This window comes from Paraburkholderia caffeinitolerans (genome assembly GCF_902859945.1).
Lineage (GTDB): Bacteria > Pseudomonadota > Gammaproteobacteria > Burkholderiales > Burkholderiaceae > Paraburkholderia > Paraburkholderia caffeinitolerans.
Genome location: NZ_CADIKL010000067.1, coordinates 1 through 24,824, shown reverse-complemented (window position 1 = coordinate 24,824; position 24,824 = coordinate 1). Strand labels below are relative to the sequence as shown.

The 24,824-nt window shown below is 61.8% G+C and carries 21 protein-coding genes and 5 pseudogenes; 9 read left to right on the top strand and 17 right to left on the bottom strand.

Going from position 1 to position 24,824, the window contains the following annotated elements; all coding sequences use genetic code 11:
- Nucleotides 1-169 (top strand): annotated as a pseudogene (locus tag HV773_RS35045) (transposase); the annotation flags it as partial.
- Nucleotides 170-368: 199 nt separating this feature from the next.
- Here HV773_RS35045 and HV773_RS35040 read toward each other — a convergent pair.
- From HV773_RS35040 to HV773_RS35015, 6 genes are all read right to left on the bottom strand, one after another.
- Entirely contained in the window at nucleotides 369-1,835 is a 1,467-nt protein-coding gene (locus HV773_RS35040; RefSeq protein ID WP_175198401.1) for a DUF1214 domain-containing protein, read from the bottom strand.
- Between the two features lie 49 nt (nucleotides 1,836-1,884).
- On the bottom strand, nucleotides 1,885-2,916 hold the full coding sequence (locus HV773_RS35035) for a DUF1254 domain-containing protein (protein WP_246282634.1): 1,032 nt from the start codon (nucleotides 2,914-2,916) through the stop codon (nucleotides 1,885-1,887).
- A gap of 206 nt (nucleotides 2,917-3,122) precedes the next feature.
- Nucleotides 3,123-4,523, bottom strand: a complete 1,401-nt coding sequence (locus HV773_RS35030) for a DUF1254 domain-containing protein (RefSeq protein ID WP_175198399.1) — start codon at nucleotides 4,521-4,523, stop codon at nucleotides 3,123-3,125.
- An 83-nt stretch (nucleotides 4,524-4,606) separates the two neighbouring features.
- Entirely contained in the window at nucleotides 4,607-5,389 is a 783-nt protein-coding gene (locus HV773_RS35025; RefSeq protein WP_175198398.1) for an SDR family oxidoreductase, read from the bottom strand.
- A gap of 151 nt (nucleotides 5,390-5,540) precedes the next feature.
- The gene (locus HV773_RS35020) at nucleotides 5,541-6,635 is read right to left on the bottom strand and encodes a DUF1254 domain-containing protein (RefSeq protein ID WP_246282632.1); all 1,095 of its coding nucleotides are present in this window, start codon (nucleotides 6,633-6,635) and stop codon (nucleotides 5,541-5,543) included.
- A gap of 245 nt (nucleotides 6,636-6,880) precedes the next feature.
- Nucleotides 6,881-7,945: a DUF1254 domain-containing protein gene (locus HV773_RS35015; protein WP_175198397.1), complete on the bottom strand. Its 1,065-nt coding sequence runs from the start codon at nucleotides 7,943-7,945 to the stop codon at nucleotides 6,881-6,883.
- Nucleotides 7,946-8,209: 264 nt separating this feature from the next.
- Between HV773_RS35015 and HV773_RS37450 the strand changes: the two are divergent.
- Nucleotides 8,210-8,311 (top strand): annotated as a pseudogene (locus tag HV773_RS37450) (acyl-CoA dehydrogenase family protein); the annotation flags it as partial.
- 134 nt (nucleotides 8,312-8,445) lie between these two features.
- Here the strand turns inward: HV773_RS37450 and HV773_RS35005 are convergent.
- Nucleotides 8,446-8,898 (bottom strand): annotated as a pseudogene (locus HV773_RS35005) (formylglycine-generating enzyme family protein); the annotation flags it as partial.
- Between the two features lie 42 nt (nucleotides 8,899-8,940).
- Between HV773_RS35005 and HV773_RS35000 the strand changes: the two are divergent.
- Nucleotides 8,941-9,675, top strand: a complete 735-nt coding sequence (locus HV773_RS35000; protein WP_175198394.1) for an IS6 family transposase — start codon at nucleotides 8,941-8,943, stop codon at nucleotides 9,673-9,675.
- A 79-nt stretch (nucleotides 9,676-9,754) separates the two neighbouring features.
- Nucleotides 9,755-9,967 carry a hypothetical protein gene (locus HV773_RS34995; RefSeq protein ID WP_175198393.1) on the top strand — a complete coding sequence of 71 codons (213 nt, stop codon included), beginning with the start codon at nucleotides 9,755-9,757 and terminating at the stop codon, nucleotides 9,965-9,967.
- Nucleotides 9,968-10,176: 209 nt separating this feature from the next.
- On the opposite strand, the gene HV773_RS34990 is transcribed toward HV773_RS34995, so the two are convergent.
- The 6 genes from HV773_RS34990 to HV773_RS34965 all read right to left on the bottom strand — a co-directional run bounded on the left by HV773_RS34990 (nucleotide 10,177) and on the right by HV773_RS34965 (nucleotide 16,727).
- Complete coding sequence (locus HV773_RS34990; RefSeq protein ID WP_175198392.1) at nucleotides 10,177-10,950, bottom strand: ABC transporter substrate-binding protein; 774 nt, start codon at nucleotides 10,948-10,950, stop codon at nucleotides 10,177-10,179.
- Between the two features lie 87 nt (nucleotides 10,951-11,037).
- Complete coding sequence (locus HV773_RS34985) at nucleotides 11,038-12,468, bottom strand: purine-cytosine permease family protein (protein WP_175198391.1); 1,431 nt, start codon at nucleotides 12,466-12,468, stop codon at nucleotides 11,038-11,040.
- Between the two features lie 123 nt (nucleotides 12,469-12,591).
- A complete protein-coding gene (locus tag HV773_RS34980) occupies nucleotides 12,592-13,524 on the bottom strand; it encodes an electron transfer flavoprotein subunit alpha/FixB family protein (RefSeq protein ID WP_175198390.1) in 933 nt (310 codons plus the stop codon).
- A 15-nt stretch (nucleotides 13,525-13,539) separates the two neighbouring features.
- Nucleotides 13,540-14,301 carry an electron transfer flavoprotein subunit beta/FixA family protein gene (locus HV773_RS34975; protein WP_175198402.1) on the bottom strand — a complete coding sequence of 254 codons (762 nt, stop codon included), beginning with the start codon at nucleotides 14,299-14,301 and terminating at the stop codon, nucleotides 13,540-13,542.
- A gap of 31 nt (nucleotides 14,302-14,332) precedes the next feature.
- Entirely contained in the window at nucleotides 14,333-15,472 is a 1,140-nt protein-coding gene (locus tag HV773_RS34970) for an acyl-CoA dehydrogenase family protein (protein WP_175198389.1), read from the bottom strand.
- Nucleotides 15,465-16,727 (bottom strand): CaiB/BaiF CoA transferase family protein, encoded by a 1,263-nt coding sequence (locus HV773_RS34965; RefSeq protein WP_175198388.1) that lies wholly within the window; start codon nucleotides 16,725-16,727, stop codon nucleotides 15,465-15,467. Before HV773_RS34965 ends, HV773_RS34970 begins: the two co-directional genes overlap by 8 nt.
- Nucleotides 16,728-16,846: 119 nt before the next feature.
- Between HV773_RS34965 and HV773_RS34960 the strand changes: the two genes are divergently transcribed.
- Both HV773_RS34960 and HV773_RS34955 read left to right on the top strand, forming a co-directional pair.
- Nucleotides 16,847-17,758 carry a LysR family transcriptional regulator gene (locus HV773_RS34960; protein WP_175198387.1) on the top strand — a complete coding sequence of 304 codons (912 nt, stop codon included), beginning with the start codon at nucleotides 16,847-16,849 and terminating at the stop codon, nucleotides 17,756-17,758.
- Between the two features lie 187 nt (nucleotides 17,759-17,945).
- Entirely contained in the window at nucleotides 17,946-19,004 is a 1,059-nt protein-coding gene (locus tag HV773_RS34955) for an IS110 family RNA-guided transposase (RefSeq protein ID WP_175198386.1), read from the top strand.
- On the opposite strand, the pseudogene HV773_RS37190 reads toward HV773_RS34955, so the two are convergent.
- From HV773_RS37190 to HV773_RS34940, 4 genes and pseudogenes are all read right to left on the bottom strand, one after another.
- Nucleotides 18,943-19,304 (bottom strand): annotated as a pseudogene (locus tag HV773_RS37190) (IS110 family transposase); the annotation flags it as partial. The gene HV773_RS34955 and the pseudogene HV773_RS37190 sit on opposite strands and share 62 nt — an antisense overlap.
- A gap of 129 nt (nucleotides 19,305-19,433) precedes the next feature.
- Complete coding sequence (gene catA / locus HV773_RS34950; protein ID WP_175198385.1) at nucleotides 19,434-20,369, bottom strand: catechol 1,2-dioxygenase; 936 nt, start codon at nucleotides 20,367-20,369, stop codon at nucleotides 19,434-19,436.
- Nucleotides 20,370-20,444: 75 nt separating this feature from the next.
- The gene (gene catC, locus HV773_RS34945) at nucleotides 20,445-20,735 is read right to left on the bottom strand and encodes a muconolactone Delta-isomerase (protein ID WP_175198384.1); all 291 of its coding nucleotides are present in this window, start codon (nucleotides 20,733-20,735) and stop codon (nucleotides 20,445-20,447) included.
- Between the two features lie 39 nt (nucleotides 20,736-20,774).
- The gene (locus tag HV773_RS34940) at nucleotides 20,775-21,911 is read right to left on the bottom strand and encodes a muconate/chloromuconate family cycloisomerase (protein ID WP_175198383.1); all 1,137 of its coding nucleotides are present in this window, start codon (nucleotides 21,909-21,911) and stop codon (nucleotides 20,775-20,777) included.
- Between the two features lie 288 nt (nucleotides 21,912-22,199).
- Here HV773_RS34940 and antA point away from each other — a divergent pair, with 288 nt between their 5' ends.
- The 3 genes and pseudogenes from antA to HV773_RS34925 form a co-directional block, all read left to right on the top strand.
- Entirely contained in the window at nucleotides 22,200-23,588 is a 1,389-nt protein-coding gene (gene antA / locus HV773_RS34935; RefSeq protein ID WP_175198382.1) for an anthranilate 1,2-dioxygenase large subunit, read from the top strand.
- 3 nt (nucleotides 23,589-23,591) lie between these two features.
- Nucleotides 23,592-24,089, top strand: coding sequence for an anthranilate 1,2-dioxygenase small subunit (gene antB / locus HV773_RS34930; protein ID WP_175198381.1), 498 nt, complete (start codon nucleotides 23,592-23,594; stop codon nucleotides 24,087-24,089).
- A 16-nt stretch (nucleotides 24,090-24,105) separates the two neighbouring features.
- Nucleotides 24,106-24,717 (top strand): annotated as a pseudogene (locus HV773_RS34925) (FAD-binding oxidoreductase); the annotation flags it as partial.
- Between the last annotated feature and the right edge of the window lie 107 nt (nucleotides 24,718-24,824).

Genomic DNA, 24,824 nt, shown 5'->3' with positions numbered 1-24,824 from the left:
CGATCCTGAGCGCACGCAGGCTTTCCTTTCGAGCCTCGGTCCGATCCGGCAGCACTTCGCGCTCAAGCGACATCTACTGCGCGCCTCGCTCTATCGCAAACAACTCGCCGCGCGCTTCGACGCCTGGCATCGCTTCACTGGGATCACCCGAGATCCGTCCGCTTTCTGAGCGAATGCGCGTCCTCTCCGCTATTGCGTCGCAAACGCTTTAACGTGACAGCGCCCCCGGTGACGCATTCGACATTGCGTTCTCTGTGTCGGGATTCGATGGTCTCTTTTGGTGATTTCAACAACAGCGATTCAATTGGCTGGCCACACACCTCGATCGCGGGCCACAGCGACGGCACGTCACGCTGCATTCACGACGGCTATCCGTCGCCCTGGATCTCCTGCTGCAAGATGTCGGGCAGCGTCCACGACTTGTCGAACACCGCGGGTTCCGGTCCATAAAAGCGGAAGGCCGCGAACCACGGTCTGCCCGGGGCCGTGTAGATCCAGTTCGCGGCCTTGCCTGAGGGCGGTCGCGGCCCGAAGTCGATATCGACCGAGCCGTCCGCATTGCGCCGAAGCGCCTTGTCGTACGAGTCCACGCCCACGCGCGGCGCCTTGCGGATGAAGGCGCATGTCTCGCTGTCGTAGACATCGACAGCCCAGAATTCGTGCGCAGGCACGTTCGGCGGCACGTGCAAACGATAGTGGCGAGATCCGTCATACACCTGGCCGTGATCGTCGCGCCAACTCGTCAGGTAGAAAGTCGCCTTGCCGAGCTTGAGCGGCGGCGCATAGCCAAGGAAGTAGACCGCGCCACGCATGCTCCCGTCGAGTTGCCGCCCCTCGCCGAACGTGAAGTGTGTCTTGACGCCCATCCGGACCGCCGTACTGCTGCCCCACTGCGAGCCGGGCCACCAGGCCTGCTGCTCGGCCAGCAGATTTTGGCGAAAGCTGCCGTACGCCCCCTGCGCAGCGTCGCGCAGCACGGCGCGCAGGGGCTGGTCCGGCGCAAAGGGCTTGCCCGGCTCGATGCCAAGTTCGCGCAGACGAAGGTAGACATCGGCATCGCCGGGTAAAGGCGACTCCTCGCTCACCATGCGCGCGAGACGCGCGAAGTAGGTGTCGTCGAAGCGGACGATGCCGTCGAACAGCTTGCCATCCATTCTGATGAAGCGTTGCGGGGCGCCTCCGGATGCGTCACGCAATGGCGCCACGCGAAGCGTCCGGATCCATGCGCCGGCCCTGTCGAGATCTTCCGGCGACAGTGTCTTCGGCGTTACACGGATAAGCGAGTAACCGTTGTTGGTCCGCGAATGCAGGGGAATGTACCCGGCCGGCGCGTCGCCGCTGAACCCAGGCGGCAGCAACACATATTTGCCGCCCTTCCCCGCGTCTGAACCCTCGCGCCCCACGTCCGCCAGCGGCACCTGCCATGCGTCCAGCAGGCTGCCGAACACGGCGACATGGTTCTCCGGGGGAATATCCACGACCACCGGACCGTCCTTCAGGTTGTAGTTGAAGTAGACGTAAAGCGCCGTGGAATTGGGCGTGGCCGTCTGGTTTTTCCAGTCCGCGGGGCGGCTCCAATAAACGACGTCGCCATAGCGAGCGCGCGCATCGCGGAAGAATGCCTCGCGCATGGCGTCGAAGCTGACGATCGGCATGCCCCAGACAGCGGCATCGAAGGCAGCGTTGCGCAAGGCGTCAGTCGAAGCCGGAGCGGCGGCGATGGCCGATCCCGGTGCTGCCGCTTCCTGCGCGACGACGGTCTGAACACAACCGGCAACCGCCGCCACGATCAGACTGGAAAGCTGCCATCGCTTGAATATGGACCAGGAAAACATGAAACCCTCGGAATGAGACGGGGAAAAAAGCGGGAAAGCCGGCTTCGGTTCAGGCACCGGGTCGCTGGGCGGCCTCGCCAACCGCACGAGCCTCCGGAAACGTCCAGCGGCCGTCGAGTACTTCGGCACGCGGACGATACAGGCGCACCATGTAGTTCCAGCCGGGCGTGACCGGCAGGCAGTTCGGCACGCCGCCTTCGCAGCCGCCGAACTGAATGGAGACCGTGCCGTCGGCTTCCTTCTTCGCCACCACATTGTTGATCGTGTATGCCCCGGGTGCGTTGGGCTCGAAATAGCCCTTCCCGTTGTACACGCTGATCGACCAGAAGCCGTCCACCGGAACGTTCGCCACCTTCAGCCGATACACCGTGTGACCGTCGTTGCGGGGCGGCGTGACGTTGAGATAGATCGCGTCCTTTTCCGGGTTGCCGCCCATCGCGATGGCTGCACCGATCAGGTGTCGGACGGGCGAAACCGTAGCTTGCGTGCCGAACGCGCCGTTGAGGTCGGGCAGCGTTTCACCCAGCGCGTTCAGTGCGTCGCGTATGCGCTTCTGGCTGACCCTGTCCCAATCCGGCGCCTCGAAGCGGCCGGGCGACACCTGCCGCCAGGTCATACCGTCCTGCAACTCGTGCGCCGCCTGCATGTCGGCGGGATCCGCCGTATTGGCTAGGGTGCGGACGCCGATCACGACGTAACGCGTGCCGACCTCTTTGCGCGTAAAGGTATAAGGGCCGTTGCCGTAGGCGACAAACGGCACGTATTCGTCCTCGCTGATGGCCGCGATCGAGCGGAAACGTCCGCCCGCGTCCGGTAGCGACACGGTCACCGGGCCGGCGTCGAGATCGAAAACCCCCACCGAATACAGGGTGTCGCGGTTTGCTCGCACGACGGCCTGCTTGTCGATCGGCATGAGCTCACGGTAATGGACGAATTTGCCGAATGCGCCCTGGCGCGCCAGCGCGGAGAAGTACATGTCGGACTCCGCCCGGACGAAACTATCGACCGTGACGGGCATGCCGTGCGGCGCAACCGGTTCGGTCTGGGCAGCCAGCCGCAGCGACGTGATTGCGACGATCACGGCCAACGCAACGTGCGGCAAGCGGGAATGCATGTTCACGGCTCCTCCCCGGATTTTCCCTGATGTCCCTGAACAGGAAAGTTCGTTAGGAAGTCTAGCCGCGTGGGAGGCCCGGGTCCCCCTCCCTTTTGGACGCGCGGTGTCGTTTGCAGGTGGACGTGATCACAATTGGCATCTGCCCATCACCGACTTCTGGGTTCGTGCACTCATTGGGCACTGATCTTCACGAGGTCCGGCAGAACCCAGGTCTTGTCGAAGAGAGGCTTCGTGGGGCCGTATAAGCGGAACAGTAGTTCGAAGTTCTCTCCGCTCTTCGTCGGTACCCAGTTCCTCTTGTGGCCAGCAGGCGGTTCCGGTCCAAAGTAGATATCCACCGACCCATCAGGATTTTTCTCCATGTCCTGCACCTGCGACGAACGGCTCGCGCGCGGCACGTCTTTGATCAGCGCATGCGTGACGCGGCTGTATGCCGTCACCGACCAATACTGGCGCATCGGCGCGTCGGGCGGTACCGTCAACCGATAGCGTTGCCCACCATCGAGACGCTCACCGTCCTTGTCCTGCCACGACATCAGATAGAACTGGCCCGCGCCGAGGCGCTTGATGCCGACATAGCCCATCGAATAGACGATCGCGCGAGCATCGACGGGATAGATATCGGGTTCCGTATAGCCCTTCGACGCGTCCTGCACCAGTTCGGATGCCGCGGGAACGGCCCAATGCGTGTTGGAGAAGTAAGGTGCGTAGACCCGCTCCGATTGATACTCGATCCATTCGTGCGCATCGCGCGCCCCCTCGTCGAGCATGGCAACGCGCTTGTCATCGGGTGCGAACGGCTTCCCCTTTTCGATGCCAATGGACTTGAGCTGGTCGATCATGACCTTGTCCCGTTCGAGCCACGGTTCGTTCTGAACGATACGGTCGAGAGACTGGAAATAGCGGATGTCGTAGGGAATGGTCGAATCGAACAGGACGTCCACGGCATCGACATAGCGGGTCGGCGGCGGCTTCGCCGCATTCGCGAGTGCATACAGCTTGAGCCGCTTGCCGTAGGCGACCGCTTTCGCAACGTCGGCGTCGCTGTGACTGCTCAGGGTGGAGCGGATCAACGCGTAGCCACTGTAGGTCGGCGAGCGAAGTACGATGTAGCCCGGTGGAATGCGGCCGCGCCAGGCGGGAGGCAGTATCAGGTACTTGCCGCCCGCACCCTTGTCCGCCCCGGATGGGCCGGCATCCTCGAGCGGCATCTGCCAGAGATCGTCGATATTGCCGGTGATCGAGCCGTCCCGGCCGGCCGGGGGGACCTCCAGCACGATCGGGCCTTGCTTCGTATCGAAGAAAGGCATCAGGTAAATCGCGTCCGGATTGGGCGTTAGGGTCTGGTTGTGCCAGTCCACCGGGCGCGACCAATAGACGATTTCGTTTTCCCCGGCGCCTGCCTTGATGGCGGCCTGCAGCATCAGGTCGGTGTTGACGGCCGGCATGCCCCAGACGACGGCTTGCGCGGCGCGGCTGACTACGACCCGATCCTGAACCGGTTGCGTTTCGGCGCTGGCCAGCATGGCATGGCAGGCCAGCGCCAGTGAGACGAGAATTTCCTTTTTCATCGCTGCACTCCTTGTTCGTCGGGGCGTTGTGGTGCGACCGGCGTGACTCCGGGGCCGTTGTGGGAATATAAGCGACCGTGACCTCACACAGCGCTGACCCCGCCGTCTACAGCAAGGATCTGCCCGGTGATGTGCTTGCCGGCATCGCTTGCGAAGAGCGCGGTCGCGCCCTTGAGGTCTTCGTCGTCGCCCAGCCGATTGAGCGGCACACCGACACACATGTTCTCAACCCCAATGCGTTCGAGCGAACCCTGCGTCATTTTCGACGGGAAAAAGCCGGGCGCGAGTGCGTTCACCGTGATCCCGTACTTTCCCCATTCGCCCGCCAGCGTGCGCGTGAAGTTGACGACGGCGCCTTTGGACGTGTTGTAGGCGATCGTCTCCATCGTGCCCGGCGCATTGCCGGACAGTCCCGCGATGGACGCCACATTGATGACGCGGCCGTGCCGGCGGGGAATCATCGATATCTTGCCCACGTGCTGCGTGAGCAGGAACAGGCCGCGGATATTCAGACTCATCACCTTGTCCCACGCGTCGATCGGATAGTCCTCCGCGGGCGCGCCCCAGGTCGCTCCCGCGTTGTTCACGAGGATGTCGACATGACCGAGGGCGGCAAGCGTGTCGTCGGCAAGGCGCGCAATGTCCTCCTCGCGTGCGCCGTCCGCCGCAATCCAGTCGGCCGCGATGCCACGCGAGCGCAGATGCGCTGTGGCCTCCTCGAGTTCACTGGCCTTGCGTGCCGATAGCATGACGCGGGCGCCTTGTTCGCCGAGCGCCTCGGCGATCTGCAGGCCGAGCCCCCGCGAGCCGCCGGTAATGAGGGCGGTCCTGCCCTTGAGGTCGAAGAGTTGCGGTACGGTGCGCATGGTGTGGAGGTGTGGGAGCGTTCGTTTTTTTGCCCGCTGGCGGCGCCGCGCTGCATGAGGGATCCGGAAAGAGGCCAGCGACAAGGGCAGGCAGCCAGACGGTTCATCCGGCTGCCTGGCTGCCCGGAGCGTGAACCTTCCCGCTAGCGGGCTAGCGGTTCTGGGCCGCCGGTGTAGCGGTCATGCCCGTTTGACGGGAAGCGGCTTCGTCGACGACCTCCGCTTCGGGGAATTTCCAGCCGCCATCCAGTACCTCGGCACGCGGCCGATACAGGCGAATCATGTAGTTCCAGCCGGGTGTAATCGGCAGGCAGTTCGGAATGCGGCCGTCGCAGCCGCCGAAGCGGATTGTGACCGCCCCTTGCCCATCTTTTCGGGCCGTGATGTTGTTGAGCGTGTAGGCGTTGTAGCGATTCTTCTCGTAATAGCCTTCGGCGTTGTAGACACTGATCGACCAGAACCCGTCGACAGGAACGTCCTTTACCTTCAGGGTGTAACTGGTGTTTCCGTCATTTCTGGCCGGAACGACGTTGAAATAGACGGCATCCTGTGGTGCATTTGCCCCCCACGCCGAAGCGGCACCGATCAGATATTGAACCGGGTCGACTTCCTCTTTGGTACCGAAGGCGCGCCGGGTATCGGTGACCGTGCTCGCGAGAACCAGAAGCGCATCCCGGACCTTGGCCTGGCTTTTCTTGTCCCAGTTCGGGATCTCGAACTTGCCTGGGCCACCCGGTTGCGAGACCTTGATTGCGTCCTGCAGCGCGTGAACGCGGCCGAGATCGCCCGGATCGTTTGGATTGACAAAGGTACGAACGCCGGCGAGCACGTAACGCGTACCGATTTTCCCCTTGTCGATCGTATGTGGCCCCGCGCCGTATTCGGTCGTCGTGTAGTGATCCTCGCTAATGATCTGTAGCGACATGAAACGCTGTCCTGCATCCGGCAGCGTAATGGTGACGGGTCCCGCGTCGAGATCGAAGACGCGCGTCGAATACAGCGTATCGCGATTGCCCCGGATGACAGACTGGTGATCAATCGGGAGAAGTTCGCGAATATGATGCCAGCTCCCGAATCCCCCGCTGGTTACGGAGTTGTTGAAGTAGTGGTCGGTTTCGGCACGGACGAAATTGTCGACCGTAACAGGAATGGCCTGCGGCTCTGCCGGTTCGGGCTGTGCGGCGGACGGCAGAGCGGCGCATGCCATGGCCGACAGAATTGCGATATGCAGTTGGCGCAGCTTCACGGTTTCTCCCAGAGTTCCCTTGATGCCAGATCAGGACGGTTCGTCTGGGAGACTATAACCGCACGCGGCTGGCCGCCCCTTCCTTTTCGGATGGGTGAATGATTCTCCTGTTAGCCTTCCGATTATGGCCGTGTTTGAGCTGGCAACCCGACACAACGAAACGTTCGAAGTCGCGCAACCCCGGACATTGGCGTGACGACTCCCTATCTGAGAGGAGTCGTTCAGTCACAAAAACGGGAGTTTCTTTACTGCGCTGGCTGAACGACCTCATGCGCTTCAGGGAACTTCCAGCGGCCGCTCAATATCTCTGCGTTCGGCCAGTACAGGCGAACCATGTAGTTCCAGTTGGGAGGCGTGACTAAACAGTTGGGCACGCTCCCGTCGCAACCGCCAAATTGCACCGTCACAGCGCCGTCAGCGTCCTTTTTCGCGAGAAGGCTGCTGACCGTGTACGAACCCTGTGCGTTCGGCTCAAAAAAGCCCTTCTCGTTATAGACGCTGATCGACCAGAAACCCTTCACTGGCACATTCGCAACTTTCAGCCGATAAACCGTGTTGCCGTCGTTGCGCGAGGGTACGACGTTGAGGTAGACCGCGTCCTTTTCCGGGTTACCGCCCCAGGCCATGGCTGCGCCTATCAGATGCCGTACGGGCGAGATCGTGCCAGGCATGCCAAACGCGCCATTCAGATCGCCGAGTGAGGCTCCCAACGTGAGGAGCGCGTCATGCAGGCGCTGCTGCGAGGCCCGGTCCCAGTCCGGCACCTTGAAGCTACCCTGCGCCGCCTGGTGCCACTTGATACCGTCCTGCAGTGCATGGGCAGCCTGCATGTCGGCAGGGTCGCGGACATCGGCGAGCGTTCGTATGCCGATCAGCAAGTAGCGCGTGCCGACCGCCTTGCGCGTGAACGTGTAAGGCCCGTTCCCGTACGCCACCAGCGGAACATTCTCATCTTCGTTAATGGCGACAATCGAGCGAAGGCGCTTGCCCGCGTCCGGCAATGTGATGGTTACAGCGCCAGCATCGAGATCGAAGACGCCGGCGGAATAGAGGGTATCGCGGTTCGGCCGTATCACGGCCTGCCGCTCGACCGGCATCAAGGCGCGATAGTGCAGGAGCTTACCAAAGCCGCCGTGGTTCGCGAGCGCCGAAAAGTACATGTCGGTTTCGGCACGCGCGAAATTGTCTACTGTCACCGGTATGCCGCCTGATCCAGCGGCTGTCTGTGCCACGGCCGGCAGCCCGACCATTGCGACGGCTACCGCGAACGCAAGCCTGAAATGGCGCAGCAAGCGAACCTTCGACTTCATGCCTCCTCCTATATTTTCTTCAATATCGTGGCCCAGTGGGTCCGATTGACGACTTTACAGCTGGGAATGTGGCGACGCCCCTCCCGTTTTGGGATGGGGCGCCCCCGCAACGGCTAGAAGCCGGCGCGAATGGCCGTCGTGGTTCCGAAAACGCTTGTTGCCCAGGCGACCTGTCGTCAGGCCGCTTCCGGCAGTACAACGGCCCTTCATCACTTTGTTGACGACGTTGTTCGACGAGGCCGCTCAACGTCCAATTCGAGATGCTCGTCTAACCTCGCGATTCAGGTGCATGGCAGCTATGGCTACACTTGCGAATACAACGTCGAGCAGTTTTACCGCGATAACCGCCTGAATCCGATACACGAAAGCGGTCGCGTTTTACCTGATGCACCGCTGCATTCGAGAATGCAGCGACGCAAGCGAAGGGAGGCCGGCGAATCGAACTGCGCAGGCGCGGGCGGCTTCCTTCCCGCCCGGCATCCCCTGCACGAAGCGTCGCCTCAATGGCGGGATTCGCGTTCCCACTCGCCTTCGTCCATTGCAAGCCGGAAGCCAAGATGCGACATGCCATTCATCGGGTCCGTGCCGCGGCGTGCGCTGGTTCGATAGCTGATGCAGTAGGTCTCGCTGCACAGGAACGAGCCGCCGCGCGTCACGCGTTCGGGCGCATAGGCAGTGGCCCCGTTCTCCGGATCGAAGCTCGATCCCGGCCCCTGAGGATTGCTCACGACGCTTGCGGAAGCGGCCTCGATCTGGAACGCGTCCGCGCGGTACCAGTCGGCGACCCATTGCCAGACGTTACCGGCCATGTCGTAGAGGCCATAGCCGTTCGGCGCGAAGCTGCCCACGGCCGTCGTTCCCACCTGAACCTTTTCGTGACTGCCGCGATCCTCTGTCACAGGAAACGGCCGCGCCGCATCGTCCCAGGTGTTCGCCATCTTTTTGCCGTCCGGCGGCACTGTCACGTTGCTGAGATGGGCGGGTAAGATCGCGTGATGAAGAATGCAAAATCGCTCTACCACGGTCATCGCTTTCCGGTGGCGGTCATCAGCTGCGCGGTGCGCTGGTATTTCAGGTTTCAACTCAGCCTGCGTGATATCGAAGAACTGTTGTTCGAGCGCGGGGTTGTTGTCAGTTACGAAACGGTCCGACGTCGGTGCGCTAAATTCGGCGCGTGCTTCGCGCACCGTGTCAAGGCGGCTCGTCGCAAGCCCGGCACGACCTGGCACCTTGACGAAGTATTTGTGACGTTGCGCGGCGAGCCTTACCTGTTGTGGCGCGCCGTCGATCAGCACGGCGCCGAGCTCGATATCCTGTTACAGAAGCGCCGTGACAAGGCTGCAGCCAAACGATTTTTCAAGCGGGTGCTTGCCTCGTGTGCTGAAGCACCGCGCAAGATCGTGACCGACCAACTGCGCAGCTATGCGGCGGCGAAAGCCGAGATTCCCGAGCTCGCCCACGTCAGGCACGCATTCGTCAAAGCCAGTGCGCGGCTGAACAACAGGGCCGAAAACAGTCATCAACCGACGCGCGAACGCGAGCGACGCATGCGTGGCTTCCGCGATCGTGAGCGCACGCAGGCTTTCCTTTCGAGCCTCGGTCCGATCCGGCAGCACTTCGCGCTCAAGCGACATCTACTGCGCGCCTCGCTCTATCGCCAACAACTCGCCGCACGCTTCGACGCCTGGCATCGCTTCACTGGGATCACCCGAGATCCGTCCGCTTTCTGAGCGAATGCGCGTCCTCTCCGCTATTGCGTCGCAAACGCTTTAACGTGACAGCGCCCCGTAGTCGCCTGAGAAGACCCTTATGATCTTCCAGTTTTCAAATTGCGATGCCGTCGGATTGCAAGAACTCTACCCGCTGTTTGCCATACCGATGGGCGGGGGCCGTTCATTTCATTCACTGCGCCCACTGTTTGGAGCGCAGTTATTTCAGCAAGATGATGCAATGGTGAACACGCCATTTTTCGCGCGCGCCCGTAATTTGCACCACAGCCCACAAGACTATCCCTTATTTTAAGAGAGTCCTCGTGTCCTCAGATACGTGGGGCCGCACCACGCGCCCCTATTCCAGCCACAACGGCACAACACGGTCCCGCAAAAGCAGCTTGGCAGTGAGGGGCCGCCGCATCCTGGCGCACCGCATACTCAGCGAGGCAAAGCACAACGTCTGGCAGTCGCAATGTTGCGAGTTGACTTATGATGCATCCGGTCATACATCTACACCAATCAGTCTCCATATACATCGAACGTGAAGTACTTTTTCTCAATCCGTTTATATGTTCCGTCTTTTATGATATCGGCAATGGCTTGGTTGATCTCTGTCTTCAGATCTATATCTTCCTTGCGCAACCCGATTCCCGAGCCGTTGCCAAGTATCTGTCGATCGACGATATCACCGCCTGCAAACTGAAAGCCCGCACCTCGCGGAGTTTTAAGGAAGCCGAGATCGGCCTGAACCGCATCTTGCAGCGCGGCGTCGAGACGACCCGAAACAAGATCCGAGTACACGCCATCCTGATTCTGGTACGAGACTACCTTCACTCCCTTAGGCGCCCAGCATGTTCTCGCGTAGGCCTCGTGAATCGTGCCCTGTTCAACGCCGACTGTTTTCCCCTTAAGCGCTTCGACAGTCGGAAGCACCGACGAACCATTTTTCGCGACGAGTCTTGTCGGCGTGTTGAATACCTTGTTAGAGAATGCGATCTGTTCTGCACGCTTTTCCGTCATTACCATCGAAGACAGTACACCGTCGAACTTCTTTGCCTTCAGCGCCGGGATCATCGCGTCAAAGTCGTTTTCGACCCAAACACACTTCGCTTTCAGGCGAGCACAAATCTCGTTACCCAAGTCGATGTCGAAACCGACCAACTGGCCGTCTGGCGCTTTCGACTCGAACGGCGCGTAGCTCGCGTCTACTCCGAAACGGATCGTCGACCAATTTTTGGCGTGGGCACAAACCGCGATACAGGCCAAAGCCAAACCGAGCGTAAAGTGTTTCATTGTATTCATAACGATAATAAATTTGATTAGCTCTCGAAAAATCGACGTCTTCCACCTGAAAACATCCGAGACTGCTTAAATGACCGCTCAATCCCCCTCGCTCGAGTAATCAGGCAGAGTCATGAAATCTGGCGCGTTTGAACGCTTAAGTTCTGTCACCACGTAGTAGAGAATGCCAGGCACGAGAACGCCAATAATCCACGACACGTCCACTCCACCCAGCGCATCGACCCATGGTCCTGTATAGAACCCCGTCGCAACGAACGGCATCTGCACGAGCACGCCGATCGCGTAAACGATGAGCCCTGCGACATTCCAGCGGCCATAACGGCCGTCCGGCTCAAAAAGCGCTGGAACGTCGAAGCGTTCGCGCGTGACCCAGTAGTAGTCGACGAGATTGATCGCGCTCCACGGCGTAAAGAACACGAGCAGGAACAGCAGGAATGACGAGAACGCCTTCAGGAACGAGTGCTGCCCGGCGAGCGCGAGCCCGCTTGATGCGGCGACGGTGAGCAGCACGAACGCGATGCGCGTGCGCGGCGAGATCTCGCGCTTGCCGCCGAATCCGGTGAGGATCGCCGCTACCGACATCACGCTGCCGTATGCGTTGAGCGTGGTGATCGTCAGCTTGCCCAGCGCGATTGCGAAGTACAGCACGGCGGCGATCGCGCCGGTCGCGCCGAGCCCGACGATGAACGCGACTTCGTGTCCCGAAAAGCGGTCGCCGGCAAGCGCGGCGGCCAGCACGCCGAAGGTCATCGCGACCTGCGCGCCGATCACGGTGCCGGAAAACACGGCGAAGAACGTCTTCGGTGCCGAAGTCGATTTCGGCAGGTAGCGCGAATAGTCGGCGACGTAGGGCCCGTATGCGATCTGCCAGGACGCCGATAGCGACACGGCGAGCAGGAACGACGCGAGCGTGAAATGGCGAATCGCGAGCAGCGCGCCGAGGGCGTGGCCGTGCAGCAGGCTCGCGAACAGGTACAGGAATGCGAGCGTGCCGACGATGCTCGACACGCGGCCCATTGCGTGAATCGTCCGGTAGCCGAGGCCGGTTAGCAGGACCACGAGCGCGGCGAATAGGAGGATCGCCACCGTGCGATCGACGTGCAGCAGCTCGGCAATCGCCTGCCCGGCGAGCACCGTGCCGCCTGCGGAAAAGCCGACATACATCACGCAGACGAGCGCGAGCGGCACGACCGCGCCGTACACGCCGAACTGCACGCGGCTCGAGATCATCTGCGGCAGCCCGAGCTGCGGCCCTTGCGCGCCGTGCAGCGCCATCACCGCGCCGCCGATCACCTGGCCGGCGAGCAGACCGATCAGCGACCAGAACACGTCGCCGCCGAGCACCACCGCGAGCGCGCCGACGACGACCGCCGTGACCTGCAGGTTCGCGCCGAACCACAGGGTGAATTGACTGAACAGGCTGCCGTGGCGCTCGGCGTCGGGAATGTAGTCGATCGAGCGGCGCTCGATCAGCGTGGCGTTTGCGGCGGGTGAAGCGGTTCGTTCCATGCTCGGCTCCTGACCGGTGGAAAGCTGCATTCGGGGTTGCGCGGTCCTCTTGGCGTGCCGGCGGCAAGCGCGGGCACGTCGGCACGCGCAAGATCGGGGGATCCTGCTGACTGGTGGTGGGAATCAGACCGCCGCGGTGATGGCTGGGACGATTTCGTGCAGGTCGCCGACGAGACCGTAATCGGCGACGCTGAAGATCGGCGCTTCCGGATCCTTGTTGATCGCGACGATCACTTTCGAATCCTTCATGCCAGCCAGATGCTGGATCGCACCCGAGATGCCGACCGCGATGTAAAGCTGCGGCGCGACGATCTTGCCGGTCTGGCCAACCTGATAGTCGTTCGGCACGAAGCCCGCGTCGACGGCCGCGCGCGATGCGCCGAGTGCGGCCTGAAGCTTGTCGGCCAGCGGCTCCAGCACCAACGCGAAGTTCTCGCCGCTGCCCAGACCGCGGCCGCCCGAGACGATGATCTTCGCGCTGGTGAGTTCCGGACGGTCCAGCTTCGTCACTTCACGGCTCACGAACTGCGACTTGCCAACGTCTGCCGCTGCCTCGATCTTCTCGACTGATGCGCTGCCACCAACGGCCGCGACCGGATCGAAGCCCGTCGCGCGCACCGTGATCACCTTGATTGGGTCGCTCGACTGCACCGTCGCGATCGCGTTGCCCGCGTAGATCGGGCGCTCAAATATGTCGGCCGAATCGACCGCCGTGATGTCCGAGATTTGTGCGACGTCCAGCTTCGCCGCGATGCGCGGCGCGATGTTCTTTCCGTAGGCCGTGGCCGGCGTGAGGATATGCGAGTATTCCTTGGCGATATTCAGCGTGGTCGCTTCGATGTTTTCCGCCAGGCCCGCTTCGAGCTGCGGCGCGTCGGCCACCAGCACCTTGCTCACGCCCGCGATCTTTGTCGCCGCATCGGTCGCGCCTTGCGCGTTGTGGCCCGCGACCAGCACATGAATGTCACCGCCAATCTTTTGCGCCGCCGCCACCGTGTTCAGCGTCGCGGCCTTGATCGACACATTGTCGTGTTCCGCAATAACCAGAATCGTCATTTCTTTCCGCTCCCCTTACAGCACCTTGGCTTCGGTCTTCAGCTTCTCGACCAGAGTCTTCACGTCCGCCACCTTCACGCCCGCCGCGCGCTTCGGCGGCTCGACCACCTTCAGCGTCTTCAGACGCGGCGCGATGTTGACGCTCAGGTCTTCCGGCTTCACGGTTTCGAGCGGCTTCTTCTTCGCCTTCATGATGTTCGGCAGCGTCACGTAGCGGGGCTCGTTCAGTCGCAGGTCCGTCGTCACTACCGCCGGCAGCGTCAGCGACAGCGTTTGCGCGCCACCATCCACTTCACGCGCGACCGTCGCCCGTTTCTGCCCACCATCGTCGGCGATCGTCACCTTCGACACGAACGTCGCTTGTGGCAGGCCTGCCAGCGCGGCCAGCATCTGGCCCGTCTGGTTCGAATCGTCATCGATCGCCTGCTTGCCGAGGATCACCAGTTGCGGCTGCTCCTTGTCGACCAGCGCCTTCAGGATCTTCGCGACCGCCAGCGGCTCGACGCCGTCGTTCGATTCGACGAGGATCGCGCGGTCCGCGCCGATCGCGAGCGCCGTGCGCAGCGTCTCCTGCGCCTGCGCGACACCGACCGACACTGCGATCACTTCGCTCGCGCCCCCTGCTTCCTTCAGACGTACCGCTTCCTCGACAGCAATCTCGTCGAACGGGTTCATCGACATCTTCACGTTCGCGATATCGACGCCCGAGTGATCGGACTTCACGCCGACCTTCACGTTCGCGTCAGCGACCCTTTTCACCGCCACCAGTATCTTCACCATTCGTCTCCTTATTCGACTTCGTTCGCCGTCAGGTCAGCATCATGCGTGCAATCACCGTGCGCTGGATCTCCGACGAACCTTCGTAGATCCGCAGGATCCGAGCGTCGCGCACAAGGCGTTCGATCCGCATTTCGCGCGTGAAACCGTAGCCACCGTGGATCTGCAGCGCCGCGTCGGTCACAAACGCAACCATCTCGGACGCGTACAGCTTTGCCATCGATGCCATATCGGTGAATGGTTCTCCGGCCCTTCGCCGCGAGGCTGCCTGCAGCGTCAACAACCATGCGGCTTCAAGCTGCGTCTTCATATCGGCGAATCGCCACTGCAATCCTTGCTTGTTCGCGAGTGGTTCGCCGCCGACGTTGCGCTGCTTCGCCCAGTCGATTGCGTCGCCGAGCGCCGCTTCCGCAATCCCGAGGCTCGTCGCCGCGACGTCGAGACGGCTGTTGTCGAGCACCTTCATCGCGGTGCGAAAGCCACTGCCCTCTTCGCCGAGCCGATTCGAAGCAGGCACGACGCAGTCGAATGCAACTTCGTGCGCGGGCGCGCCGTGAATGCCCATCAGCTTCTCGGCCGACGACACCGACACGCCGGGCGTATCACGATCGACGACGAACGCGCTGATCCCGCGCGTACCAAGCTCGGGCGCGGTTTTCGCATAGACGACGATGAATTGCGCGGCGTCGGCGTTCGAAATGAAATGCTTGACGCCGCGGATGCGGTAGCTGTCGCCGTCGCGTACCGCCTGCGTGGTCATGCAGGCCGGGTTGGAGCCGGCCTGCGGCTCAGTTAGCGCGAACGCGCCGAGCTTCGCGCCGGCCGCAGCATCGAGCAGATAGCGCGAGCGCAAAGTGTCGTCGCCGCCGATCAGCACCGAGTCGGTTGCCAGATAATGTGCGCCGATCATCGACGACGTCGCCGCGCACACTTTCGCTATCTCGACCAACGCGAGGATGATCGCGGCGGGCGACGCACCGATCCCGCCCCAGCGCTCCGGCAGGTTCATTCCCATCACGCCGAGTTCCGCAAGCGCCGGCACGTAACGCGTCGTCGACGTTTCATCGCGATCAATTTGCGCCGCATGGGGCGCGAGTTCGGCCTGCGCGAAACGGCTGATCGCATCGGCGATCTCGAGGTCGGCATCGTCGACGCCCAGTCGTTTAAGCATCGTTCATCTCCTGATGGGTTACGGTATGGCGGGACAGCGCTGCATCGACGGCTTCGGCTTCATGCACGACGCCGGTCGACGCAAGCGTTTCGATCGCAACTGCGTCGAGGCCGAGCACGTGCTCGAGCACCGTCCGCGTGTGCTCGCCGAGCTGCGGCGCGCGCGTCGTGCGCATGTCGGGGTAGGCCGAGAACTTCAGCGGCTGCGTGGGCAGCCGGGCCGTCGAGCCGTCGGCCGCCGTCGTCTCGACGAGCAGGCCGCGCGCACGCGCCTGCTCGCTGTCGAGTGCCTGCCGCACGCTCTGAATCGGCGCGACCGGAATGCCAGCGGCGCTCAGCGTCGCGTTGACGTCCGCGACGGAGCGCGTGGCAGCCCACTGCTCGATGCATGCGCGCAACGCGGATTCATGCGCGCAGCGCGACGTATCGGTCGCGAAACGCGGATCGTCGACCAGCGCCCGATGGCCGATCGTGTCCGCGAATTGTGCGAACAGCTTGTTGTTGAGCACCGCGACGACAAAATGGCCATCCGCCGCGCGATACGCGCCGAACGGCGCGGACGTTGGATGGCGGTTGCCGACGCGCTGCTGCGCGACACCCGTGGCCGCGTAACGCGCGACGAGCGCCGCAGTCAGGTTCAGCGTCGCGTCGAACATTGACACGTCGACATGGGTGCCCTTGCCGGTCCGGTCACGCGCGATGAGCGCCGCCAGCACGCCCCACGATGCGAAGATCCCGCTCACCACGTCCGACACCGAGTCACCGACCAGCGTCGGCTCGCCATCCGGTGCGCCTGTCGCATCCATCAGACCGCACATTGCTTGAAGGATAATGTCGTACGCCGGCCGGTACGATTCCGGGCCGGTCTGCCCGAAGCCAGATACGCTTGCGTAAACCAGCGCAGGATGGCGTGCCGACAGCGTCTGGTAGCCAATCCCGAGCCGATTCGCGACGCCGGGCCGGAAGTTCTCGACGACCACATCAGCGTTCGCACACAGCGACTGTGCGAGCGTTTGCCCGTCGGCTGTTTTCAGGTCGATCACGATACTGCGCTTGTTGCGGTTCATGGCGCTGAACAGCCCGCTTTCGCCGTTCGCGAACGGGCCGATCGAACGGTAATCGTCGCCACCTGGTGGCTCAACCTTGATCACGTCAGCGCCGAGGTCGGCGAGCAACGCGGAACACAGTGGGCCCGCGAGCACTCGGGAAAAATCGATCACGCGTATGCCGTCGAGCGGCAGCCTGGACACAGTCACGGCATCTTTCTCCTTAAGGTCGGGCCGAGTCGGCCCATGCAGTGATTCTGGTCGAGCGGGTCAATTAGATAAAATATCGGAATAAATTAACGGCTATAATATTTTCGTATAGGTTCGATATGTCTCTGTCCCTGAGACTGCTCCGCTATTTCGTCGCGGCCGCGGAAGCGAGCAGCACGACTGCCGCCGCGCTCCAGCTCAACGTTTCGCAACCGTCGATCTCGGTGGCGATTCGGGAGCTCGAATCGCTGTTCGATAATCCGCTGTTCACGCGCGGTGCTGGCACGCGGATGACGCTCACACATTTCGGCGAGCGCAAGCTGGCCGAGGCTCGGCAGTTGCTTGCGTCGGCGTCCGCATTCGCGACCGATGACGATGGCGACGAACCGGGTGGCGTCGTGCAGATCGGTGTGTTCAGCACCATCGCGCCCGTTTATTTGCCACGGGTGCTGGAACTCGTGCAGCAGCGGCATCCGCGTGTATCGGTCCGGTTCGTCGAGGGTGATCTCGCGCAACTCGACGGGTGGCTGCACAAGCGGCAGATCGACCTCGCGCTAATGTACGACGTCGGATTGCCCGACGATATCGAACGCGAGTGCCTTGCGGAGCTCCGGCCATACGGGCTCGTGCAGGCCGGGTCTCCGCTCGCGAAACATAGGCGCGCGATCTCGCTACACGATCTTGCCGCGCAGCCGTTCATCCTGATCGATCTCCCTCAGAGCCGGGATTTTCTGATGGCACCGTTCTGGCAATGTGGGCTATCGCCGAATGTCCGCTATCGAGCGGCCTCGATCGAACTGGTGCGGGCAATGGTGGCAACCGGGCTTGGCGTGTCGCTATTGATTACGCAGAGCCCGACGGCGACCCGTTCGCCGCTCGTGGTCGAATGCCCAATCCGTGAATTGACCGTGATCCAGCCGCTGGTGATTGCCCGCCCCTCGCGCGCGGCGCACTCGCGTGCGTCCGAACTCGTGTCGTCCTGTGTCCGCGATGCAGTGGCAGAGTGCATGCGTGCACGCACAGGGCAATGAATCGGGCCTCGCATCCTTTGATATGCGGCTGCGCCGGCAAAAAACATGTCGACGCCGCATCCGAACCCACCTGATCAGATCACCTTACCCGGATTGGTTCTGATGTGATGGACGACTCCCGCAACCCAGCGAAGGGCTTATGCCAAAGTGGAGAAGTCGTGACCTCCACGGCAAAGGAGCGTTCATCATGAACATAGCGACTGTTGGACTGGACCTGGCCAAGAGCGTGCTGCAGATTCACGCAGTGGATTTGCAAGGCCAAATCGTTGTACGCAAACAGCTCAGACGCGCGGACGTACTTCCGTATTTCGCCACGCTGCAACCGTGCGTAATCGGCATGGAAGCGTGCGCCTCTTCGCACTACTGGGGCCGCGAGCTCGCAAAGCTCGGACACACCGTTCGACTGATCGCCCCGCAGTTCGTCCGGCCTTACGTAAGGAGTAACAAGACCGACGCGGCCGACGCCGAAGCAATCTGCGAGGCAATAACGCGACCGAACATGCGTTTTGTACCGGTCAAGACGCAGGCGCAACAGACGGTGCTGTCGCTGCATCGCGCACGTGCTGGTCTGGTCAAGTCACGCACAGCACTTGCCAACCAGATCCGCGGGCTTCTCGGAGAATTCGGTATCGTGCTGCCACAAGGTATCCGGCTGCTTGGCCAACGGGCCATGGCGGCTCTTTCCATTCGGAACGATGAACATTCTGAGCCGTTCCGGGCCTTAATCCAGATGCTCGTCGAGCACTTGCGCGAACTCGGCAGCAAGGTGGCGGAGCTCGAAGGTCGTATCCGCGCGATCCATCGCACGGATGCGCCCGGTCAACTTCTCGAAACAATACCCGGGATCGGGCCGCTTACCGCTTCGGCCCTGGCAGCCTCGATCGGCAACGCCCGAGCTTTTCGCAGCGGTCGTGAACTTGCTGCATGGCTGGGCCGGGTGCCGCGTCAGCATTCTTCGGGCGGTACCCCACGTCTGCTGGGCATCAGCAAGCGCGGTGATTCGGCATTACGAACACTTCTGATTCACGGCGCCCGCGCAATTATTCGTATGGCAGCCAGCAAGCCCGGGATGGCTGATTCCTGGCTGATGAAACTGTGTCGGCGCCGGCACAAAAATATCGCTGCCGTGGTGCTCACGGCAAAGAATGCACGGGCGGCGTGGGCCATGCTGATACGAAATCAGACCTTACCAGACCAGCACGTGCGCGATGCAGCGACAGCACCGTCTGTTGCGCTTGCGTCTTGACCGGTACAAAAAGATTGCTTCGGCGTCGGCCGCGTCGGTCTTGTTACTCTTTACGTAAGGCCGGACGAACCGCGGGGCGATCAGTCGAACGGTGTGTCCGAGCTTTGCGAGCTCGCGGCCCCAGTAGTGCGAAGAGGCGCACGCTTCCATGCCGATTACGCACGGTTGCAGCGTGGCGAAATACGGAAGTACGTCCGCGCGTCTGAGCTGTTTGCGTACAACGATTTGGCCTTGCAAATCCACTGCGTGAATCTGCAGCACGCTCTTGGCCAGGTCCAGTCCAACAGTCGCTATGTTCATGATGAACGCTCCTTTGCCGTGGAGGTCACGACTTCTCCACTTTGGCATAAACCCCTCGCTGGGTTGCGGGAGTCGTCCATCACATCAGAACCGTTGCTAACGCGTCAGCGCTGTTTCCGTCGTGGGCGATTACGCCGCAGCAGTAGCGCGCCGACGATGGACGAGCTGGTTGTCCTTGCCCTGCAGCAGCGGCGTCAGGGTGAAGTTGAACTCGATGTCCTTGTAGGCATCGGCCTTCAGGCCGAGCGCTGCGCCACCTGTCTTTTCGGTCACGGGCGGAATGAGCTCTTCGCGCGTGGCGTAGGCGAAGTCGTCCCAGATCAGCGGATCGCCTTCGATGTTGAACTGCGTGGTCAGCTTGCGGTGCGACCCGCTCGTGACAAAGAAGTGCACATGCGCAGGACGGTTGCCGTGACGGGCGATCTCGTTCAGCAGCTGCTGCGTCGCGCCCTGCGCTGGGCAGCCGTAGCCCACGGGCATGAGCGTGCGGAACTCGTACTTGCCGTTTGTATCCGTTCTGACCGCGCCGCGCAGGTTGAAATCGGCCTGTGCCCCGGTCGGGTCGAAATGCGAATAGAAGCCCTTCGAATTAGCATGCCAGCACTCCACCACCGCGCCGACCACCGGCTTGCCGTCCGTGCCGGTGACCGTGCCGTGGATCACGAGCGGGCCAGCATCGGCATCCGGGTTGATGTCGATCTTCGATATGCCCTCTCGCACGGGCGCGCCGGCGACGTACAGCGGACCTTCGATCGTGCGCGGCGTGCCGCCGTCCAGACCTGCCGCCTTGTCCGCGGCGTCCATGCGAATGTCGAGATACTTCTCCAGACCAAGACCGGCGGCGAGCAGCGCCGCTTCGCCGTCCTGGCCAAGCTTGTTCAGATAGTTCACGCCGGCCCAGACTTCGTCGGGCGTGATGTCGAGATCATCGATAGCCTTGAACAGATTGCCCAGCAGGCGATTGAGAATCTGCTTGAAACGGGCGTTGCCATCTTTGCCGTCAAAGTTGGCCGCGGCCTTCAGCAAACCCTGCACTTCCTCGGTATCGAATACTTTTGCGCTCATGATTACTGTCTCCAAATAGTTCTCGTGAAAAAAGCGACTCGGGACGTGCTCGCCCGCCAGGACATCTACTCGGGCTCAAACGTCGTCGTCACGAATCGACGACGGATGACGACACAGCGGCGTCACCGAAATCTTCATGTACGGGAATAGCGGCAAACCCGTCAGGATGTCGTGCAGCTCGGCGTTGCTCTCGACGTCGAAGATGCTGTAGTTGGCGTACTCGCCGACGAGGCGCCAGATATGGCGCCACTTGCCGCTCTTTTGCAGCGCCTGCGAATACACCTTCTCGCGCGCCTTGATCTCGCCAGCAACGTCCGCTGGCAGGTCAGACGGGAGATTTACATCCATTTGTACGTGGAAAAGCATCGTCAATTTCCTTGGGTTTAACTTTGCTTGCTGCCGGGACTAGCGGGTGACCTTGATGAGTCCGTCGCGGGTGAAACGCCTGACCCGCGCTTCGTCCAGTTCGATGCCCAGACCCGGACCGTCAGGCACGGTCAGTTCGAAGTCGCTGTAATCGAGCGGCTTCGCCAAAATCTCTTCGGTGATCAAAAGCGGCCCGAACAGTTCGGTACCCCACTGCAGGCTGGCTAAACTCGCGAACAGATGTGCGGAGGCAATCGTGCTGAACGCGCCTTCGAGCATCGTGCCGCCATAGAGCTCGATACCCGCCGCGTCGGCGATCGCGGCCACGCGCTGAGCGGCAAAGAGCCCGCCGCTTTGTTCGATCTTGAGGGCGAACACATCAGCGCCATTGTTCCTCGCGATCTCGAATGCGCTTTCCGGCCCCTGCAGGATCTCGTCGGCCATCAACGCGACCGGGAATCGGCGCATCAGGCGCGACAGCGCCACGGCGGACGCCACCGGCTGCTCGACCAGTTCGCAGCCGGCGTCGGCCAGCGCCGGAATGGCCCACGCAGCCTGCGTCTCGCTCCAGGCCATGTTGACGTCGACGCGCACAGCGGCGCGGTCGCCAACCACCTTCTTGATGTCCGCGACGTGTTTGATGTCCGCCTTCAGTTCCTTCGCGCCGATCTTCAGCTTGAAAACCTTGTGCCGGCGTGCGTCGAGCATCGACTCGGCTTCAGCAATGTCCCTGGCGGTGTCGCCGGAGGCCAGCGTCCACGCAACCGGCAGGCGCTCGCGCCGCCGACCACCAAGCAAATCGCTCACCGGCACGCCAAGGCGCTTGCCATGCGCATCGAGCAGCGCGGTTTCGAGCGCGCTCTTCGCGAAGTGATTGACCTTGATGAGCTTGCCAAGGTGGGCCATCAGCGCCTGGATGCGCGTGGCGTCCGCGCCGATCATCGCCGGGGCGAAGTAGGCATCGATCGCAAGCTTCATCGCCTCGGGGCTTTCCGGGCCGTATGCCATGCCGGCGATCGTGGTGCCCTCACCGATGCCGCTCACGCCATCGCTGCAGTACACCTTCACCAGCATGAGGGTCTGTCCATGCATTGTGGCAACCGACAGCTTGTGAGGGCGGATCGTCGGCAGATCGACGAGGCGGGTTTCGATGCGTTCAATCGTCACTGGGGTCATGGCGGAAGCGAAGTGAAGTTCGTGTGTCGTGGCAGCATTGGATACCTGAGGCCGTGCGACCGCTATCCATCTACTCGATATTCGCTATCCACTTTTTTGGTGCGACTGCGAAACGTCCGGCCGGCAGTTTGCAGCAAAGCGTCGCCTGGCAGGAACGGAGCAGAACGGCAAAAAAAATGGATAACGAAAGGCAACCGGGCGGATAGCGTCCGGACCGCTGTGGGTATTCAATCCTGCTCATCCGAGACCTGGTCGCAAGACCGCCGAACGACAGGAGGAGAACCCATCATGAGCGCGGAAAAAAATACGTCTCAATGGCAGGAATTCATTAGCGGATGCCTCGACTTCCGCCCGGCAGAGGGTATTTATCGCATTGCGCGCGAAATGTTCACAGAGCCGCAATTGTTCGACCTCGAGATGGAGTTCATCTTCGAGAAGAACTGGATCTACGCCTGCCACGAAAGCGAGATTCCGAAGCCGCACGACTTCATGACGATGCGTGCGGGTCGTCAGCCGATGATCATTTCGCGCGACGCCAGTGGTCAGCTCAACGCGATGATCAACGCTTGCCAGCATCGCGGCGCGACGCTCACGCGCATGAGCAAGGGCAATCAGTCCACCTTCACGTGCCCATTCCACGCGTGGTGCTACAAGAGCGATGGACGCCTCGTCAAGGTGAAGGCTCCCGGCGAGTACTGTGAGGACTTCGACAAGTCCACGCGCGGCCTGAAGAAAGCGCGCATCGCAAGCTACAAGGGTTTTGTGTTCATCAGCCTCGACGTCGAAGCGACCAACGCACTCGCGGATTATCTTGGCGATGCGCGCATCTTCTTCGACATGATGGTGGCGCAATCGCCTACGGGTGAGCTCGAAGTGCTGCCGGGCAAGTCCACCTACACGTACGAAGGCAACTGGAAGCTGCAGAACGAGAACGGCCTGGACGGCTACCACGTGAGCACGGTGCACTACAACTACGTCGCCACAGTTCAGCACCGCCAGGAAACGAATGCGCAAAATGGTAAAGCGGCGAGCGGCACGCTTGATTACAGCAAGCTCGGCGCGGGCGATGCCCAGACCGACGACGGCTGGTTCGCGTTCAAGAACGGCCACAGCGTGTTGTTCAGCGACATGCCAAACCCCAACGTGCGCCCGGGCTATGCAAGCGTGATGCCACGCCTCGTCGAGGCTCACGGCCAGCAGAAAGCCGAGTGGATGATGCATCGCCTCCGCAACCTGAACATTTATCCGAGCCTCTTTTTCATGGACCAGATCAGCTCCCAGCTACGCATCGTGCGACCGGTGGCCTGGAACAAGACCGAGGTCATCAGCCAATGCATCGGCGTAAAGGGCGAGTCGGATCAGGACCGCGAAAACCGCATTCGCCAGTTCGAGGACTTCTTCAACGTTTCGGGCATGGGCACCCCCGACGATCTCGTGGAGTTTCGCGAGCAGCAGCGCGGCTTCCAGGCGCGCCTCGAACGCTGGAGCGACATCTCGCGCGGCCATCACAAGGTGGTGGCGGGCGAGACGGCCAATACCACCCTGCTCGGCATCGCGCCGGCACTGTGCGGCACGGAGCTTACGCACGAGGGCCTTTACGTCAACCAGCACGGCGCGTGGCAAGAGTTCCTGCTCAAGGGCCTCGCGAAGCAATCGCACAACACGAAGGAGGCTTGAGTCATGCTGGTCACACCTGAACTGCAGCAATCGGTCGAGCAATTTCTTTATCGCAAGGCCGAGCTTTGCGACGCTCAGAGCTGGGACGAGTACCTCGACCTCTTCGACGAAAACAGCGAATTTCACGTGCCGCAGTGGGACTCCGAACACGTGTATACGACCGATCCGAAACGCGGCATGTCGCTGATCTACTACGCGAACCGCTCGGGTCTCGAAGATCGCGTGTTTCGTCTGCGCACGGGCAAGTCGGCGGCATCAATGCCGCTGCCGCGCACGCTGCACCAGATCACCAACGTGCGCATCGCGCAGCGCGAGGGGGGCGAGCTGGAAGTGAAGGCCAACTGGGCCACCTTTTACGCGCGGCAGGGTATAGGCGAGCATTTCTTCGGGCGCGTCACCTGCCACCTGCGCGCCAACGGCGACAGCTGGAAGATCACGCGCAAGCATGTGCTGCTGCTGAACGACACCATCAACGCGGTACTCGATTTCTACCACCTGTAAGCGGGAGTGCCACGCCATGAGCCAAAAGGTCGCCTTCAGTTTTTCCGATGGCAAAACCGTCTTCATCGAAGTTCGCGCCGGGGAGCTCCTGCTCGACGCCGCGCTGCGCAATGGCGTGAACATCCCGCTCGACTGCCGCGAAGGGGTATGCGGAACCTGCCAGGGGCGCTGCGAATCGGGCAGCTATACGCAGGGCTATGTCGACGAGGAAACGCTGTCCGCCGCCGACCTCGCCGTACGCAAGATACTGTCGTGCCAGACGCGTGTGTTGTCCGATGCATCGTTCTACTTCGATTTCGATTCGAGCCTGTGCAGCGCGGGAGGCACAACGCTGATTTCGGCGACGGTCACGACCGTGAAGCAGGTTTCCGAAACGACGGCAATCCTGCATCTGGACGCGAGCGCCCATCCCGGACGACTTGATTTTCTTCCCGGGCAGTATGCACGCCTTAAGGTGCCAGGCGCGGACGTGTGGCGTTCATACTCGTTCGCCAACCGTCCCGACGAAAGCAATCAGCTGCAATTCCTGATCCGGTTGCTGCCGGACGGCGCGATGAGCAACTATATCCGTGAGCGCTGCCAGCCGGGCCAGACGATCGAGTTCGAAGCGCCGCTCGGCACGTTTTACTGACCAGTTCAATAAATAGTGCGTATATTGGATCAAGCTGCGTAGCGAACATGCTTCTCCTGAAACAGGTTGCGGATAACATGAGGCTGCTTCTGCCGGCGATGCAG